Here is a 16770-nt window from a genome sequence, read left to right as displayed (position 1 = left end):
CCGGGCGCCCCTCTGGTGTGCCTCAGGTCAGGCGCGGACCACCGGTTCCTGGAGCTCCGTCACCCACTTGGCCGGGTCCTCCGCGAACTCCAGGCAGAGTTCGCGGGCGTATCCAGCCGAGCGGTAGCCGTTGGTGTCGATCCAGGTCGCCAGGGTCTGGGCGGTCGGCAGGACGTCGTCCATCGACCCCCGGTGGACCACGGTCGCCGCCTGCTCGATGCCGGGCAGGACGACGACGTCGAAGTCCCCCTCGGCGCCCTCGGCGACCTGCAGACCCGCGTGGACGGTGATGCCACCGTCCGGGGCGTCCTCGTAGTACGCCAACCCGTTGCCGGTCGGGGTCACCCCGGCGGCCTCCAGGCGGCGGCACAGCTCCTCGTACAGCGGACCGATCACGGGCCCGACGTCCTCGGGCTCGTAGCTGGCGGCGAGCCCGGTCAGCTCGGCCAGCCGTACCGGCGGAACGCTCTTGATCACGACGTCGGTAGCGGACATGTGTCCCTCACTCTCGATCGCACGGAGCCTCGCCTCGACCTGGGCGAGCCCGGCGGCCGCGGCCGCCATCGCCGTCTCAAGCTCGGCGCGGCGCAGCCGCAGCATCCCGCGCAGCTCGTCCACGCCGAGCTCCTCGTCGAGGATCGACCTCACCTGCTCCAAGGTGAAGCCGAGGTCCTTGAGGGCGATGACGCGGTTGAGCCGGGCGAGCTGCCCCGCCTCGTAGAAGCGGTAGCCGGTGCGGGGGTCGCTGTGGGCCGGGCGCAGCAGTCCGATCGCGTCGTAGTGGCGCAGCATGCGGACCGACACACGGCCGTGGCGGGCGAAGTCTCCGATGGTGAACATGACGACTCCTACTGCACGGCCTCACACGGTGTGAGGGTCAAGCACCGGCCGTCGAGAGTTTGACGGCGAAGCCGAGGAAGAGGGCGCCGGCGGCCGTGGTGGCCCCCGCCGAGAGCCGCTTGCGGCTGCGGAACGCGGCCGCGAGCCGCGTCCCGCCGAAGATCAGCGTCGTCAGGTAGAGGAAGCTGCCGAGCTGGAGCAGCGTGCCGAGCAGCAGGAAGGAGAGCGCGGGGTAGGCGTATCCGGGGTCCACGAACTGCACGAAGAAGGAGATCAGGAAGAGGATCGCCTTCGGGTTGAGCAGGCTGATGATCAGCGCCCGCCGGTAGGGGCGTTCGACCCCGCCGGTGGCGGTCTCCGCGGGCTGCTCGCTCGCGGGCTCCGCGCGCCGGCGCCACATCGCCCAGGCCGCCCGCAGCATCCCGACGGCCATCCAGGTCAGATAGCCGGCGCCCGCGTACTTCACGATCATGAAGAGCAGCGGGGTCGTCTGGAGCAGCGAGGCCGCGCCCAGCGCGGCCAGGGTCATCAGGACCGTGTCGCCGGTGAACACCCCGGCGGCGGCCTTGTAGCCGGTCCGGGTGCCCTTGCGGGCGGCGACGGACAGTACGTACAGGGAGTTCGGCCCCGGCAGCAGAATGATGAGGACGAGGCCCGCGAGATACGTCGGCAGATCGGTGACACCCAGCATGGCCGGAGTCTCGCACAGGGCTCGGACAGCGCGCCGCCGTATTCCGCGATGCGGAATCCAATGACGCCGCGTCAGGAGGCACTGCCGGGATCCGGCTGGTCAGAAGGCGTCGCTCGGGACGTACGTGCCCCACACCTCCCGCAGCGCGCCGCACACCTCCCCCACCGTCGCCCGCGCCTTGAGCGCGGTCTTCATCGGGTACAGCACGTTGTCCGTGCCCCGCGCCGCCTCCTTGAGCGCCGCCAACGCCGCGTCCACGGCCGCCTGGTCGCGCTCGGCGCGCAGCCGTGCGAGCCGCTCGGCCTGCTGCGCCTCGATGGCCGGGTCCACCCGCAGCGGCTCGTACGGCTCCTCCACATCCGTGAGGAAGCGGTTGACGCCGACCACGACCCGCTCGCCGCTGTCGGTCTCCTGGGCGATGCGGTAGGCGTTGCGCTCGATCTCCTCCTTCTGGAAGCCGCGCTCGATCGCCGCGACCGCCCCGCCCAGGTCCTCGACCCGCGCCATCAGCGCGAGCGCCGCCGCCTCCACGTCGTCCGTCATGCGCTCGACGGCGTACGACCCGGCGAAGGGGTCGACGGTGGCGGTGACGTCGGTCTCGTACGCGAGGACCTGCTGGGTCCGCAGGGCGAGCCGGGCGCTCTTGTCGGTGGGGAGCGCGATGGCCTCGTCGAAGGAGTTGGTGTGCAGCGACTGGGTGCCGCCGAGGACGGCCGCGAGGCCCTGGACGGCCACCCGCACCAGATTGACCTCGGGCTGCTGGGCGGTGAGCTGGACCCCGGCGGTCTGGGTGTGGAAGCGGAGCATCAGCGACTTGGGGTCCTGGGCGGCGAACTCCTCCTTCATGACCCTCGCCCAGATCCGCCGGGCGGCGCGGAACTTGGCGACCTCTTCGAGCAGGGTGGTGCGGGCCACGAAGAAGAAGGAGAGGCGGGGCGCGAAGTCGTCGACGTCCATACCGGCGGCGACGGCCGTACGGACGTACTCGACGCCGTCGGCGAGGGTGAAGGCGATCTCCTGCGCGGGCGAGGCGCCGGCCTCCGCCATGTGGTAGCCGGAGATCGAGATCGTGTTCCACTTCGGGATCTCGGCCCGGCAGTAGCGGAAGATGTCCGCGATCAGCCGCAGCGAGGGCGAGGGCGGGAAGATGTACGTCCCGCGCGCGATGTACTCCTTGAGCACGTCGTTCTGGATCGTGCCGGTGAGCTTGTCCGCCTCGACGCCCTGCTCCTCGGCGACCAGCTGGTAGAGCAGCAGGAGCAGCGCCGCGGGGGCGTTGATGGTCATCGAGGTGGAGACCTTGTCCAGCGGGATCCCGTGGAACAGGATCCGCATGTCGTCGATCGAGTCGATGGCGACCCCGACCTTGCCGACCTCGCCGTGCGCGAGCGGGGCGTCCGAGTCGTGACCCATCTGGGTGGGCAGGTCGAAGGCGACGGACAGGCCCGTGGTGCCGTGGGCGATGAGCTGCTGGTAGCGGGCGTTGGACTCGACGGCGGTGCCGAAGCCCGCGTACTGACGCATCGTCCAGGGCCGACCGGTGTACATCGAGGGGTAGACGCCCCGGGTGAAGGGGTAGCCGCCGGGCTCGCCGAGCTTCTCGGCGGGGTCCCATCCCGCCAGGTCGCCGGGTCCGTAGACCGGTTCGACGGGCAGTCCCGACTCCGATTCGCGTGCCATGTAGCCTGCCTCCGCTCGCCACCGCTGCTGTGTCCGACCTGTTACTCAGCATGGGGCGCGGAGCGCAACCAAGCACGCCCGGCGAGCATCACTACGTACACACCGACCGTCCCGGGGGGGCACTGATGTACCGCAAGTCCGTCATGAAGAGAGCAGTCCTGGCCGCGGCAGCGGTGGCTCTGGCCACCGGCTGCACGGCGCAGGCCGCCGGCTCCACCGGCACGCCCTCGGCGTCCTCACCGGCCACGCCGCCCTCCGCCGCCGCGTCGGCCGAGTCCTCCGCGTCGCCCTCCGCGGAGCCGTCGGCGGAGCCCTCCGACGACAAGCCGTCCGCGTCGCCGTCGAGCGCGACGCCGACGCCGCAGTCGAAGGTCCTGATGAAGGACGGCGACGAGAGCGAGAAGGTCCGCGAGCTCCAGGCCCGGCTGCGCCAGATCGGCTACTTCGACCGCAGCCCCACCGCCTTCTACGGCTCGATGACCGGCGGCGCGGTCAAGGCGTTCCAGAAGAAGCGGGAGCTCCCGCAGACCGGTTCGGTGGACGAGATCACCTGGCAGAAGCTGCTCGGGATGACCCGTAAGCCGACCGCCGACGAGCTGAAGCCGTCCACCACCAACAAGCTGGACAAGCCCGACCCGCGCTGTCTGACCGGGCGGGTGCTGTGCATCAGCAAGGAGAGCCGCACGCTGGCCTGGATGATCGACGGCAAGGTCGTCTCGTCGTTCGACGTGCGCTTCGGCTCGGAGAACACCCCCACGCGTGAGGGCACGTTCAAGGTGGACCGCAAGGAGCGCACCTGGAAGTCGACGCTGTACCACACGCAGATGCCGTACTCGATGTTCTTCAGCCGGGGCCAGGCGGTGCACTACTCGGCGGACTTCGCGGCCCGTGGCTACGCCGGCGCCTCGCACGGCTGCGTCAACGTGCGGGACATGTCCAAGCTGGCGGAGGTCTTCAACCAGGTGAAGGTCGGCGACAAGGTCGTCGTCCACTGGTGATCTGAGCCAAGAGAGAGGGCGCGGGCGGGACCGGGGGAACGTGTCCCGCCCGCGCCATATGCGCGGAGCCGAAGGTACGGGGGGAACCTCGGCTCCTGCGCGGCCGATGACCAGTCGGCTCACTCAGTACTGCGTCACGGGGCGGAAAAACGTCACACCTCGTTGGCCAGAAAGTCGGCCGAATGTGAGCCGGGCAGGAAAACCGCAGGTCAGGCGCCGGAAGAGTGGCTCAGAAAACTTCCGCGGTGCTCGGCGCGGGGGCGATCGACGCCAGGGGCTCCTCGACCTCGGCCGGGACCTCCTGCGGGACCGGCTTGAAGGAGACCGCGGGCGCGGCGCCGCCGGTCCCGTCACCCTTCTCGCCGTCCGTGCCGCCGTCCGTGCCGCCGTCGCCCTTGCCGTCGTCGCCGCCGGTGCCGCCGGTGCCGCCGTCATCCTTCGTGGCGCCGAGCACCCGGTCGCAGAAACGTTTGACCGACTCATTGCCGGCCGCCGCCCTCAAATGGCGCCTGCGGTCGCCGTCGAGCTGGCCGTCGCGGAAGTCCTTGCAGGCCTTGACGGTCTTCCTGGCCACGTCGGCGTCGTCCCGGCCGCGCGTCGGCGACGACGTCCCCGGCTCGGGCTCTGCGGTCTTCCCGGTGCCGGTGGGGTCGTCCCCGCCCTGCTCCGGCCGTCCGGGCGAACCGGACGCGGACGGCGTGACGCTGTCGATGCCCGGCGGCTCCGGGGCGCGGCTCGGCCCGCCGGTGGGGTCCTGTGCGCCGACCGGCGGCGGCGTGGCCGCCGAGGACACGGAGGTGGCCGGCGCCCGCTCGCCGCCGAACGGCGTCGGCAGCACACCGGTGCTCGCGGCGACCGCGACACCGCCCACCGCGATTCCGGCGAGCGACGCGGCGAGACCCCAGCGCAGCGGGCGGGCCCAGCGCACCGGCCGCTCCGTACGGGCGGGCGGGGTGAGCTCGACGGCACCAAGGTCTGGGGCGCGGCCCGCGGCCGGGGTGCGGCCGCGGGCGGCCGATGCCGCCCGGAAGGCGGCCAGCGCCGCCCGCTCACCGGGGAGTTCCCCGGCTTCGACGATGTCGGGGCGCACCGCGTCCAGCGCCCGGGCGAGCCCTTCGGCCTGGTCACGGGCGTGGTCGTCGACGGGGTCGACGGACTCACCGCGCAGCAGCCGTTCTGCCGCGTCCTGGTCGAGCCATCTGTACCGCTCGTCGGCCATCACATGTCCTTCTGCGTCCGCGCCCGCGAATGCGTCACACCACCGGGGGCGGTGGCGCGCGCCCGGCGGCCGCGCTGCGATGGTACGGCTTCGAGCGCGGCGGGCTGCTGGCCGTCCGGGGCGGAGGGATCGGCCCCGAGCAGTTCGGCCAGCCGCTTCAGGCCCCGATGTGCGGCGGTACGTACGGCTCCGGGCCGTTTGCCCAGGGTGTGGGCGGCGCTCTTGGCGTCCAGGCCGACGACGACCCGCAGGACGACGGCCTCGGCCTGGTCCTGGGGCAGTTGGGCGATCAGATCCATGGTGCGGCCGGTGGCCAGGGCTTCCAGGGCCTCGTCCGCGGTGTCGGACTCGGCGGGCTTGTCGGTGAGTTCGGTCTCGTCGCCGCCGACCGCGGGGCGCCTGCCCCGCATCCGTATGTGGTCGAGGGCGCGGTTACGGGCGATACGGGCCGCCCAGCCGCGGAACCGGTCCGCGTCCCCGCTGAACCGGTCGAGGTCCCGGGCTATCTGCAGCCAGGCCTCGGAGGTGACGTCCTCGGCGTCCGCCTCGCCCACCAGCGTGCGTATGTAGCCGAGGAGCCGCGGGTGCACGGCGCGGTACACAGTACGGAAAGCGTCTTCGTCCCCGTCCTGTGCCGCGAGCACCGCGGCGGTCAGCTCCGCGTCGTCCCCCAGCACTCCCACAACCTGTCCGTCATCGCGGCTGGTCACCACCGCCGCGCTGCCCAGCGCGCAGCAGCACGCTACGTCCTTTCCGGGCGTCACGTCCATGTCTAGTACAACCTGCAACCTCGACCTGCCCCTGGGCGGTGTGACAGAAAACGCATCCATGGCGCTGAGTGGAGTACGGGGCCGTGCTGCGGCTCTGACGGATGGCGACCGGGGCCTCTCCTGTGGGGGGTGGCGGCCCCGGTCGTCTTCCATGAAGGCCCATTTCTGGAAAGACGCACCCCTAAACGTGATCCGCGCCACATTTGGCGTGTGAAGCGTGACGTAAAAGGCCCGTAAAACGCTGGGTGGTTCGGGGGCACACGCGAGGCGTGTGCGCCGGATACCAACTCCGTTGAAGGGTGGGGCATTTGAGCCCGCGTCGCAGGTCTCATGCGTACCGACCGCTCAGTCTGAAAAGACGCGCCTGGCTGACGCTGGGTGCCGTCGTGCTCGGCGGCGCCGGTGTGGTCACGGTCGCCATCGCCAGTCCGTCCGACGAACCGGTCGCGCAGGCGCCGTCCCCGCGCAAGGGCCAGGTCTTCGACTACGCCCTGCGCGGCAGCGGCGCCGAGCGCGAGCTGCCGTCCACGGAGACCAAGACGTTCTCCATGGTGGGCATCACCTGGGACTCGGTGAAGGCGAAGTTCGACGGCGAGGCGGAGGTGCGCACTCGGTCGATCGAGACCGGTGAGTGGACCGAGTGGAAGCAGCTGGAGAAGGCCGCCGACCTCACCGAGGGCGCGCCGGCCGGCGCGCGGGGCGCCACCGAGCCCGTCTGGGTCGGTCCCTCCGACGCCGCCGAGGCCCGGGTGATCGACGCCAACGGTTCGCGGATCCCGCTGCCGAAGGGCCTGGAGCTCACGCTGGTCGACCCCGGTCTGACCCCGCAGGAGGCCAAGGCGCCCGACGCGGTGACCGGCGCCGCCGAGGGCATGGAGCCCGCCGCGTTCGCCATGGAGGAGACGTCCACGCCGGCCGCGTCGCCGACGGGCTCGGCCACCGACACCCCGGCCGCGCCTTCCGCGTCGGAGGCGCCCGCCGCCGAGGCGTCCGCATCCGCTTCCCCGACCGCCTCGGCGTCCGCGACGGCGACCTCCTCGGCCCCGGCCGAATCGCAGGAGGAGCCCGCGCCGCAGGTTCCGACGGCTCTGCCGTCCACGACGGTCAAGCCGCCGATCATCTCGCGCGCGCAGTGGGGCGCCGACGAGACCAAGGTCGAGGACCCGGCGGAGTACATCGACAAGATCCAGGCGGTGTACATCCACCACACCACCGACAGCAACAACTACAGCTGCTCCCAGTCGCCTGCGATCGTCCGCGCGATCATGCTCTTCCACATACAGGGCAACGGCTGGAACGACCTCGGCTACAACTTCCTGGTCGACAAGTGCGGCCGGATCTTCGAGGGCCGGGGCGGCGGCACCGACCTGCCCGTCCGGGGTGCGCACACCTACGGCTTCAACTCGTACTCCACGGGCATCGCCCTGATCGGCAACTTCGAGGAGGCGAAGCCGACCAAGGCCGCGCTGGAGTCGGCCGCCCGGGTCGCCGCGTACAAGCTGGGGCAGTACGGCGTCTCCCCCACCGCCAAGGTCACGCTGACCCGGATCGAGACGAACCCGGACGGCACCACCTCCGAGGGCGCGGACGTCACCTTCAACACCATCTCCGGGCACCGCGACGCCTTCGCCACCGCCTGCCCGGGTGTGAACCTCTACAGCAAGCTCGGTGCGATCCGGGACTTCGCGTCCAAGCCCGGCCGCAACTCCGCGATCCCGACCACCGACTTCAACCGCGACGGCATCACCGACCTCGTCGCCGGTCTGCCGAAGACCGCCACCAGCTCCGGCCGGGTGACCGTGCTCCCGGGCACCACCGACGGCCCGAGCCACGAGGTCAAGAAGAACCTGGACCAGAACAGCGAGGGCGTCCCCGGCGCCTCGGTCGCCGGTGACCTCTTCGGCACCGGCAGCGCCTGGGGCGACATCAACGGCGACGGTTACGCGGACCTGGTCGTCGGCGCGCCCGGCAAGCGGCTCACCAGCACCCAGAAGAACAACGGCTCGGTCACCGTCCTCTACGGCCCCGGCCTGAACACCGGCGGGTACTACGGCATCCCCACCTCGCTGCGCATCGGCGAGGAGCGGCTCGGCACCGCCGTCACGGTCGGCGACTTCAACGCCGACGGCAAGGCCGACATCCTCGGCGTCGCACCGGGCAAGCCGGGCCGCTGGTGGGCCTGGAACCTGGCGAGCGGCCAGGTGCAGTACGGCTACCTGAACACCGCCGCGTACACCGCGGGCGTCGCCTACGCCTCGGCCGTCACCGGCGACTTCAACAAGGACGGGTACGCCGACGTCGCCGTCAACTACCGCGACCTCGCCTTCAAAGGCAAGCTGCTGTGGCTGAAGGGCTCGGCGACCGGCCTCCAGCGGGTCGGCATCCTGGACGCGCCCGGCGGCCGCGCGCTCGCCACGGGCGACGTCAACGGCGACGGCTACGCGGACGTGGTCGTGGGCCAGCCGTCCGGCGCCGAGTCGGGGCACGCCTTCACCGGCGGTGCGGTCACCACGGTCTTCGGCTCGTCGACGGGTCTCACCTCGCCGACCCGCAAGACCCTCGGGCAGGACTCGGCGAGCGTTCCCGGCGCGGGGACGGCCGGTGACGACATGGGCGCCTCGGTGTCCGTGGGCGATGTGAACCTCGACGGGTTCGGCGACATCCTGACCGGCGTTCCCGGCAAGGAGATCGTCAAGAACGGCACGCAGAAGGACGCGGGCTTCGTGATCCTCCTGCGCGGCGCGTCCACGGGCCCGACGGCGACCGGCTCGACCGCCTACGCCCAGGGCGCGGGCGGAGTCCCGGGCACGCCGGAGGCCGGCGACCGGCTGGGCTCGTCGGTGTCGCTGACCGACCTGTCCGGTTACCTGCGGGCGGACATCGCGATCGGCGCGGAGGGCGAGGACACGGCCAGCGGCACGATCCTCCAGATCGACAACAGCAGCGCGAGCGGCATCGTCACTTCCTCCGGCCGCTACTACGGCGCCCCGGAGCTGGGCGCCCCGACGGGCGTCCGCATCGGCCAGACGCTGATGCCGTAACCCACGGGCGGCGGCACAAGCAGTACGGCGAAGGCCGGGGTCCCCAATCGGGGGCCCCGGCCTTGGTCGTACGGGCCGGTCGAAAGGCCGGGCGTTGCCAGGCCGGGCGACGACGGCCGGCCGTGGGGGCGCGGCGGGGCGGCTGCGCGTCCGGCACGCCACCCGCGGCGCGCCGGCGCGTCAGGCCGTCCGCGCCCGGCGGGAGACGACCGCGCGGAGGACGCGGCGGCCCTCGACGGAGAGTTCGCGGGCGCGGCGCAGGCCGGTGGGGCCGTGGGCGACGGCGTCAAGGACGGACTGCTGGCGGCGGAGTTCGCCGGCGAGCAGCGGGCCCGCGGCGGCGCTCTCACCCGAGCGGCAGCGCTCGACGAGCGCCTCGCGCTCCTCCTCGGGCCCGGCGTCGAAGCGGGCGTGCAGCCCGAGCGCGGCGGCGGAGCAGCTGTCGGCCCATTCCCGCAGCGGCTCGGCCGCCCACGCGGCGGGCGCGGCGCCCAGCATCTTCCGTACCAGCGCGGCGCACTCACCCTCCCCGTCCCCGGACAGCGCGGCGCCCGCCTCGGTGAGGGTCTCGGTCCAGGCGGGCCCGCCGCCCCGGGCCACGGCCGCCCAGACGGGCCGCAGCACATCGGCGGCGTCGAGGTCGAGCAGGGGCAGGCAGCGGTCCAGGCAGGCGAGCCCGGAGGCGGCGAGACTCCGCTCGTCGGCCTGTGCGATCAGTTCCAGCAGGCTTCGGCTCGTTGCCGACGTCATGGGACGCCTCCCGTCGCGGACGCAGTACTTCCTCTTACTGCGCCGCGTGGCCGGAATGTGTCACAGCGTGGCCGGAACGGCACCTCCGGTCGCCTTGGTGTGCTGCATGGCCGGAAAGTTCCGGACCCTCACCCTCAGCGGACCCGGTCCGCCAAGGCGTCGAACTGCGACCAGCTCAGTGCCGGCTTCCGCGGATCCCACACTTTCTGGGAGAGCGCGGCCAGCGGCTTACGGATGCCCGCCGCCACTTGGTCCTGGGTCTGCGCCTGGGAGAGGTCGCACCAGACGGCGAGCCGGCCGCCGAGGATCTGGTCGGAGTAGCTCGCCGGGACGGCGGTGGTGCCGCGCAGGACCAGCGGGGTCCACTGCTCGTAGATGCGCCGACCGGTGGGGTAGGTGAACTCGTTGGGCTCGCCGAGCACGTAGTAGAGGTACTCGTCGTTGAGGTTCACCACCTGCCGGCCCTCGCGCAGGTACTCCAGCGGCGGCCGCGCCCCTATCTCCTTGCCCGTCCAGTACTCGACCTCGATGCCCTTGTCGGCGGTGACGACACCGCCGGGGAAGAAGCCGTCGTTCCAGGCCTTGGCCTTCTTGCCGGTGTCCGCGACGACGGCGGCGCGGTCGTTCAGCCAGCCCTCGGCGAGGTCCTGGACGCGGGCCTGAGCGCCGTACTTCTGCCGGGCGGCCTGGGCGAGCTGGGGGTAGGAGGCCTGCGGGTCGCGCACGGTCAGCGCCTGGTACTCGTCGGCGCCGACGTGGAACCAGCCGCCCGGGAAGAGTCCCGCGTACTCCCGCAGCAGATCGTCGACGATCCGGGCCGACTCGGGCTTGGAGATGTCGATGGCGCCCTGCCGCGGGGTGCCCTGGACGTTGCGCAGCTGGAGCTGGGGGTGGGCCTTGAGGACGGCGCCGAGGTGTCCGGGCGAGTCGATCTCCGGTACGACGGTGATGTGCAGGCTCTGGGCGAGGGCGAGGATCCGGCGGACCTCGGCCTTGGTGAGGTGCTGGGCGGAGACGACCTCGGGGTGGGAGTCGGAGGCGATCCGGAAGCCCTGGTCGTCGGAGAAGTGCAGACCGAACTGGTTGAGCTTGAGGTCGGCCATCTCGCGCAGCCGCGCCTCGATCCAGTCGGCGGTGAAGTGCTTGCGCGCGATGTCGAGGTTGAGCCCGCGCTGCGGCCGGTCGGGCCGGTCGGTGACGACGCCCTCGGGGACGGTCGCGCCCGACTTCAGGGCCTGCTTGACGGTCCGGGTGCCGTAGAAGACGCCGGCCTCGTCGGGACCGTTGATCCGGACGCGGTTGTCGCGGGTGGTGAGGGTGTACGACTCCGCGGGGCCGCCGCCGGAGGGGGTGAGGGCGAGCTCGACGTCACCGGCGCGGACGGGTTCGGCGCCGCGGTAGTCGATCTTGAGCTCCCGGGCGAGCAGCCGCCCCTCGTCGGCGAGCGCGTCGCTGCCCTCGGCCACGACGACGGCGCTGGTGGGGCCGGGCTTCCAGCCGGGGCCGCGGGCGGCCTCATGTGCCCGTACGGCCGGAACGGTGGCCGGGGCCTGGGAGAGGGCGTAGGTCCGGGTGGGGGTCGGAGTCGGGGTCGGGGTGGGCGTCGGAGACACCTGGGGCGAGGCGGGCGGGGCACTGGTGACACCGGCCGGCGGCGTACCGGCCCCCGCCGGGCCGCCGGAGCCGTTGCCGCAGCCCGTTGCAGTGACGGCGATCAGCGCGGCCGTCGTGACGGCCGCGCCGCATATTCGGCCGGTTCGCCGATGCGCGGAGTTCCACATCACTCGAAATACTCCCTCATCGGGCGATTGATCACCAACGGGCGATATACGCACGCATGGGGCAGGTGAACGTCCATTGCGGGGATCGAAACTCTCCCTTCCGGGTGAAAATCACGCATCCGTCGCACACGCGCTCCCGCCCGCCGATAGCGTTGCGGCACACTCACCCCACCCTTCCCAGCCGTTCAGCGGTTCGAGGAGCCCACGCTGTCCAGCGAATCCCACGCCGGCCACCTCTCCGGACCCCGTACCGGAACCGCCGCTCCCACGGCCATACCCAGCCAGACGCGCGGCGCCACCTCCCGTACCGGACTCGAACGGTTCAACACCGCCCCGCCCGGCGCCGCCGAGGCCGCCCTGCTCGCCTGCTGCGGCAGCCGCCGCTGGGCCCAGCGGCTCGCCGCCCACCGCCCCTACCCCACGCTCGATGCACTGCTCGCCGCCGCCGACGAGGCCAGCTACGACCTCTCGGCGCCCGACCTCGACGAGGCCCTGGCCGACGAGGCCTCCGCGGCCCCGCCCCCCGGCATCCCGGCGGCCGCGCTCACCGCGCTGCGCGCCGCGCACGCCGCGTACGAGAGCAGCTTCGGACACGCCTTCGTGATCAGCCTCGACGGCTACGCGCCGGACGAGCACCTGAACCAGGTGCTGGCGGGGATCCGATCCCGGCTCGGCAACGAACGGGACGAGGAGCGGGCGGTCGCCGCCGACGAGCTGCGCCGCCTCGCCCGCGCCCGCCTCGCCCACCTGGTCGCCGACGCCACCGGCCCCGGCGCGCCGGATAGCCCGTCCGTGCCTGTTTGATTGCCTGTTTGATCACACCTGTCGACCCCGAGTGAGCGAACCGACAACACGTCGCTACGATGGCCGGGGCCGGTGGACCGTACCCGGCCGGGCCAGACCGACAGAGAAGCCGGCCGGCCCTGATCCCCGCTCCCGGAGGGTTCTTCCGTGCCGGCTGGAACGCTGTACCGCGGCCGGGAAGGAATGTGGTCCTGGGTGGCTCATCGAGTCACCGGCGTCCTCATTTTCTTCTTCCTGTTCGTACACGTGCTGGACACCGCTCTCGTCCGCGTCTCCCCCGAGGCCTACGACGAAGTGGTCGCCACCTACAAGACGCCGATCGTCGCGCTCCTTGAGTACGGCCTCGTCGCCGCCATCCTCTTCCACGCTCTCAACGGCCTGCGCGTGATCGCCGTGGACTTCTGGTCCAAGGGCCCGCGCTACCAGAAGCAGATGCTCTGGACCGTCATGGGCATCTGGATCGTGCTGATGGCAGGTGCGCTGTACCCCGTGCTGGGCCACGCCGCCGCTGAAGTCTTCGGGAGCTGAGGCCAGACATGTCCGCTGACACCTCTTCCGCGATCGGGCCCGTCGAGGGCTCCGTCTACGACGTGGACAACCCCGCGCCGTACATCGAGGCCCCGCGCAAGCGCACCAAGAAGACCCCGCGCTCGACCCGCGGCAACTTCGAGATGGCCGCGTGGCTCTTCATGCGCCTCTCCGGCATCGTCCTGGTCGTCCTGGTCATCGGCCACCTGCTGATCCAGCTCGTCCTCGACGGCGGCGTCTCCAAGATCGGCTTCGCCTTCGTCGCCGGCCGCTGGGCCTCGCCGTTCTGGCAGGTCTGGGACCTGCTGATGCTGTGGCTGGCAATGCTGCACGGCGCGAACGGCCTCCGCACGGTCATCAACGACTACGCGGAGCGTGCCAACACGCGTCTGTGGCTCAAGGGCCTGCTGTACACCGCCACGGTGTTCACCATCCTTCTGGGCACGCTGGTGATCTTCACCTTCGACCCGAACATCCGCTAGGCACGGGGCTGAGGTAATCCACGTCATGAAGATCCACAAGTACGACACCGTCATCGTCGGCGCCGGTGGCGCCGGCATGCGCGCCGCCATCGAGGCGACGAAGCGCAGCCGCACCGCCGTCCTGACGAAGCTCTACCCCACCCGCTCCCACACGGGCGCCGCGCAGGGCGGCATGGCCGCCGCGCTCGCCAACGTGGAGGAGGACAACTGGGAGTGGCACACCTTCGACACGGTCAAGGGCGGTGACTACCTGGTCGACCAGGACGCCGCCGAGATCCTGGCGAAGGAGGCCATCGACGCCGTCCTCGACCTGGAGAAGATGGGCCTGCCGTTCAACCGGACCCCGAACGGCACCATCGACCAGCGCCGCTTCGGCGGCCACTCCCGCAACCACGGCGAGGCCCCGGTCCGCCGGTCCTGCTACGCCGCGGACCGCACCGGTCACATGATCCTCCAGACGCTGTACCAGAACTGCGTCAAGGAGGGTGTGGAGTTCTTCAACGAGTTCTACGTCCTCGACCAGCTGATCACCGAGGTCGACGGCGTCAAGAAGTCGGCCGGTGTGGTCGCCTACGAGCTGGCCACCGGCGAGATCCACATCTTCCAGGCGAAGGCCGTCATCTACGCCTCGGGCGGCACCGGCAAGTTCTTCAAGGTGACCTCCAACGCGCACACCCTGACCGGTGACGGCCAGGCGGCCTGCTACCGCCGCGGTCTGCCGCTGGAGGACATGGAGTTCTTCCAGTTCCACCCGACGGGCATCTGGCGCATGGGCATCCTGCTGACGGAGGGCGCCCGTGGTGAGGGCGGCATCCTCCGCAACAAGGACGGCGAGCGCTTCATGGAGAAGTACGCGCCGGTCATGAAGGACCTCGCGTCCCGTGACGTCGTCTCGCGCTCCATCTACACGGAGATCCGCGAAGGCCGTGGCTGTGGCCCCGAGGGCGACCACGTCTACCTGGACCTCACCCACCTGCCGCCGGAGCAGCTGGACGCCAAGCTCCCGGACATCACCGAGTTCGCGCGGACGTACCTCGGCATCGAGCCCTACACGGACCCGATCCCGATCCAGCCGACCGCGCACTACGCCATGGGCGGCATCCCGACCAACGTCGAGGGTGAGGTCCTGGCGGACAACACCACCGTCGTCCCGGGTCTGTACGCGGCCGGCGAGGTCGCCTGTGTCTCCGTGCACGGCGCCAACCGTCTGGGCACCAACTCGCTGCTCGACATCAACGTCTTCGGCAAGCGGGCCGGTATCGCCGCCGCCGAGTACTCGGCGAAGTCCGACTACGTCGAGCTGCCGGAGAACCCGGCGGCGTTCGTCGCCGAGCAGGTCGAGCGGCTGCGCAACTCCACGGGCACGGAGCGGGTCGCCGAGCTGCGCCGTGAGCTGCAGGAGACGATGGACGCCAACGTGATGGTGTTCCGTACCGAGCAGACCATCAAGACGGCCGTCGAGAAGATCGCCGAGCTGCGCGAGCGCTACCTGAACGTGTCCATCCAGGACAAGGGCAAGCGCTTCAACACGGACCTGCTGGAGGCCATCGAGCTGGGCAACCTGCTCGACCTGGCCGAGGTCATGGCCGTCTCGGCCCTGGCGCGCAAGGAGTCCCGCGGCGGTCACTACCGCGAGGACTACCCCAACCGCGACGACGTCAACTTCATGCGCCACACCATGGCGTACCGCGAGGTCGGCGACGACGGCTCCGAGACCGTCCGTCTCGACTACAAGCCGGTCGTCCAGACCCGCTACCAGCCGATGGAGCGTAAGTACTGATGGCTACCCCCGTACTGGACAAGGTGGAGAAGGACTCCGCAGCCTCTCCGTACATCACGGTCACCTTCCGGATCCGCCGCTTCAACCCCGAGATCTCGGACGCGGCGGTCTGGGAGGACTTCCAGATCGAGATCGACCCGAAGGAGCGCGTGCTCGACGGTCTCCACAAGATCAAGTGGGACGTCGACGGCACGCTGACCTTCCGTCGCTCGTGCGCGCACGGCATCTGCGGCTCGGACGCGATGCGGATCAACGGCAAGAACAGGCTCGCCTGCAAGACGCTGATCAAGGACATCAACCCCGAGAAGCCGATCACGGTCGAGGCCATCAAGGGCCTCACGGTCCTCAAGGACCTGGTCGTGGACATGGAGCCGTTCTTCCAGGCGTACCGGGACGTCATGCCGTTCCTGATCACCAAGGGCAACGAGCCCACGCGTGAGCGGCTCCAGTCGGCCGAGGACCGCGAGCGGTTCGACGACACCACCAAGTGCATCCTGTGCGCCGCATGCACGTCGTCCTGCCCGGTCTTCTGGAACGACGGCCAGTACTTCGGCCCGGCCGCGATCGTCAACGCGCACCGCTTCATCTTCGACTCGCGTGACGAGGCCGGCGAGCAGCGGCTCGAGATCCTCAACGACAAGGACGGCGTGTGGCGTTGCCGCACCACGTTCAACTGCACGGACGCCTGCCCGCGCGGTATCGAGGTCACCAAGGCGATCCAGGAAGTGAAGCGCGCGCTGATCACGCGTCGTTTCTGACGGGTTGTACGGCCGGAAGCCCGCTTCTGTACGCTCAGCGTCCAGAGGCGGGCTTTCCCGCGCTCGGACATCGGAGATCGGGGAGAAATGAGCGAGCCGAACCCGTACGCCTCGGACGGGGAGTACAAGTGGGGACCGACCCAGCCGCCCGGTACGCCGGGCTACGGCTACCCCAACCCCAGCCCCAACCCCGTGCCCGGCTACGGCTATCCGCAGCAGCCCGCGCCGCTGGGCCCCGGGGCCGGAGTTCCGGCGGCGGGCGGGGGGCCGCTGCTCTCCCTCGGTGACATCACCGTCATGGGCGACTCGATCGTCACGCCCGCGGGCACGATGCCGCTCAAGGGCGCGGTGTGGAACGCCACGGACATGTCCCGTACCGAGGAGAAGATGCCGACGGTCGCCATCGTCCTGGCCGTCATCTTCTTTATCTTCTGCCTGCTGGGTCTGCTGTTCCTCCTGATGAAGGAGAAGACGACGACGGGCTTCATCCAGGTGACGGTGACCAGCGGCGGCCGGCACCACTCGACGATGATTCCGGCGACCGGCCCGGACACGATCCACTGGGTGATGGGGCAGATCAACTACGCCCGCTCGCTGAGCATCTGAGACCTGAGACTGGGCCCTGGCAGGTCCTCAGGGAAGGTCTCA

Annotated in this window: 15 protein-coding genes; 8 read left to right on the top strand and 7 right to left on the bottom strand. The window is 70.9% G+C overall.

What is annotated here, in order from left to right; translation table 11 throughout:
- Positions 1-27: 27 nt before the first annotated feature.
- From ACZ7LT_RS19690 to ACZ7LT_RS19680, 3 genes are all read right to left on the bottom strand, one after another.
- The gene (locus tag ACZ7LT_RS19690; protein WP_471237306.1) at positions 28-840 is read right to left on the bottom strand and encodes a MerR family transcriptional regulator; all 813 of its coding nucleotides are present in this window, start codon (positions 838-840) and stop codon (positions 28-30) included.
- 37 nt (positions 841-877) lie between these two features.
- Entirely contained in the window at positions 878-1531 is a 654-nt protein-coding gene (gene leuE, locus ACZ7LT_RS19685; RefSeq protein WP_471237305.1) for a leucine efflux protein LeuE, read from the bottom strand.
- Positions 1532-1630: 99 nt separating this feature from the next.
- Positions 1631-3211: an acyl-CoA mutase large subunit family protein gene (locus ACZ7LT_RS19680; RefSeq protein WP_471237304.1), complete on the bottom strand. Its 1581-nt coding sequence runs from the start codon at positions 3209-3211 to the stop codon at positions 1631-1633.
- Between the two features lie 143 nt (positions 3212-3354).
- Here ACZ7LT_RS19680 and ACZ7LT_RS19675 point away from each other — a divergent pair, with 143 nt between their 5' ends.
- Positions 3355-4209, top strand: coding sequence for a L,D-transpeptidase family protein (locus ACZ7LT_RS19675; protein WP_471237303.1), 855 nt, complete (start codon positions 3355-3357; stop codon positions 4207-4209).
- A 229-nt stretch (positions 4210-4438) separates the two neighbouring features.
- Here ACZ7LT_RS19675 and ACZ7LT_RS19670 read toward each other — a convergent pair whose 3' ends face one another.
- Positions 4439-5428 (bottom strand): hypothetical protein, encoded by a 990-nt coding sequence (locus tag ACZ7LT_RS19670; protein WP_471237302.1) that lies wholly within the window; start codon positions 5426-5428, stop codon positions 4439-4441.
- Positions 5428-6105, bottom strand: a complete 678-nt coding sequence (locus tag ACZ7LT_RS19665; RefSeq protein ID WP_471237469.1) for an RNA polymerase sigma factor — start codon at positions 6103-6105, stop codon at positions 5428-5430. Before ACZ7LT_RS19665 ends, ACZ7LT_RS19670 begins: the two co-directional genes overlap by 1 nt.
- Positions 6106-6584: 479 nt before the next feature.
- Between ACZ7LT_RS19665 and ACZ7LT_RS19660 the strand changes: the two genes are divergently transcribed.
- Positions 6585-9239: an FG-GAP-like repeat-containing protein gene (locus ACZ7LT_RS19660; protein WP_471237301.1), complete on the top strand. Its 2655-nt coding sequence runs from the start codon at positions 6585-6587 to the stop codon at positions 9237-9239.
- Positions 9240-9419: 180 nt separating this feature from the next.
- Here the strand turns inward: ACZ7LT_RS19660 and ACZ7LT_RS19655 are convergent, their stop codons facing one another.
- Together ACZ7LT_RS19655 and ACZ7LT_RS19650 are read right to left on the bottom strand one after the other, a co-directional pair.
- On the bottom strand, positions 9420-9989 hold the full coding sequence (locus ACZ7LT_RS19655; protein WP_471237300.1) for a hypothetical protein: 570 nt from the start codon (positions 9987-9989) through the stop codon (positions 9420-9422).
- A gap of 134 nt (positions 9990-10123) precedes the next feature.
- Positions 10124-11770, bottom strand: a complete 1647-nt coding sequence (locus ACZ7LT_RS19650) for a beta-N-acetylhexosaminidase (protein WP_471237468.1) — start codon at positions 11768-11770, stop codon at positions 10124-10126.
- A 207-nt stretch (positions 11771-11977) separates the two neighbouring features.
- On the opposite strand from ACZ7LT_RS19650, the gene ACZ7LT_RS19645 reads away from it, so the two are divergent.
- The 6 genes from ACZ7LT_RS19645 (at position 11978) to ACZ7LT_RS19620 (ending at position 16728) form a co-directional block, all read left to right on the top strand.
- A complete protein-coding gene (locus ACZ7LT_RS19645; protein WP_471237467.1) occupies positions 11978-12574 on the top strand; it encodes a 2-oxo-4-hydroxy-4-carboxy-5-ureidoimidazoline decarboxylase in 597 nt (198 codons plus the stop codon).
- Positions 12575-12721: 147 nt separating this feature from the next.
- On the top strand, positions 12722-13102 hold the full coding sequence (gene sdhC / locus ACZ7LT_RS19640; RefSeq protein WP_078513386.1) for a succinate dehydrogenase, cytochrome b556 subunit: 381 nt from the start codon (positions 12722-12724) through the stop codon (positions 13100-13102).
- 8 nt (positions 13103-13110) lie between these two features.
- Positions 13111-13584 (top strand): succinate dehydrogenase hydrophobic membrane anchor subunit, encoded by a 474-nt coding sequence (locus tag ACZ7LT_RS19635; RefSeq protein ID WP_471237299.1) that lies wholly within the window; start codon positions 13111-13113, stop codon positions 13582-13584.
- 25 nt (positions 13585-13609) lie between these two features.
- Positions 13610-15364, top strand: a complete 1755-nt coding sequence (sdhA, locus tag ACZ7LT_RS19630) for a succinate dehydrogenase flavoprotein subunit (protein ID WP_471237298.1) — start codon at positions 13610-13612, stop codon at positions 15362-15364.
- On the top strand, positions 15364-16122 hold the full coding sequence (locus ACZ7LT_RS19625) for a succinate dehydrogenase iron-sulfur subunit (RefSeq protein WP_471237297.1): 759 nt from the start codon (positions 15364-15366) through the stop codon (positions 16120-16122). Before sdhA ends, ACZ7LT_RS19625 begins: the two co-directional genes overlap by 1 nt.
- A gap of 87 nt (positions 16123-16209) precedes the next feature.
- A complete protein-coding gene (locus tag ACZ7LT_RS19620; RefSeq protein WP_471237296.1) occupies positions 16210-16728 on the top strand; it encodes a hypothetical protein in 519 nt (172 codons plus the stop codon).
- Positions 16729-16770: the final 42 nt, after the last annotated feature.

The organism is Streptomyces sp. NPDC039465, assembly GCF_055639315.1.
This window is presented reverse-complemented; position numbering and strand designations above follow the sequence as displayed.

Excerpts from the sequence above, each read along its gene's own strand:
- ACZ7LT_RS19655 (WP_471237300.1), bottom strand. The coding sequence starts at position 9,989 with ATGACGTCGGCAACGAGCCGAAGCCTGCTGGAACTGATCGCACAGGCC.
- ACZ7LT_RS19670 (WP_471237302.1), bottom strand. The coding sequence starts at position 5,428 with ATGGCCGACGAGCGGTACAGATGGCTCGACCAGGACGCGGCAGAACGG.
- ACZ7LT_RS19675 (WP_471237303.1), top strand. The coding sequence starts at position 3,355 with ATGAAGAGAGCAGTCCTGGCCGCGGCAGCGGTGGCTCTGGCCACCGGC.
- ACZ7LT_RS19635 (WP_471237299.1), top strand. The coding sequence starts at position 13,111 with ATGTCCGCTGACACCTCTTCCGCGATCGGGCCCGTCGAGGGCTCCGTC.
- leuE (WP_471237305.1), bottom strand. The coding sequence starts at position 1,531 with ATGCTGGGTGTCACCGATCTGCCGACGTATCTCGCGGGCCTCGTCCTC.
- ACZ7LT_RS19690 (WP_471237306.1), bottom strand. The coding sequence starts at position 840 with ATGTTCACCATCGGAGACTTCGCCCGCCACGGCCGTGTGTCGGTCCGC.
- ACZ7LT_RS19625 (WP_471237297.1), top strand. The coding sequence starts at position 15,364 with ATGGCTACCCCCGTACTGGACAAGGTGGAGAAGGACTCCGCAGCCTCT.
- sdhA (WP_471237298.1), top strand. The coding sequence starts at position 13,610 with ATGAAGATCCACAAGTACGACACCGTCATCGTCGGCGCCGGTGGCGCC.
- ACZ7LT_RS19680 (WP_471237304.1), bottom strand. The coding sequence starts at position 3,211 with ATGGCACGCGAATCGGAGTCGGGACTGCCCGTCGAACCGGTCTACGGA.
- ACZ7LT_RS19650 (WP_471237468.1), bottom strand. The coding sequence starts at position 11,770 with ATGTGGAACTCCGCGCATCGGCGAACCGGCCGAATATGCGGCGCGGCC.
- ACZ7LT_RS19620 (WP_471237296.1), top strand. The coding sequence starts at position 16,210 with ATGAGCGAGCCGAACCCGTACGCCTCGGACGGGGAGTACAAGTGGGGA.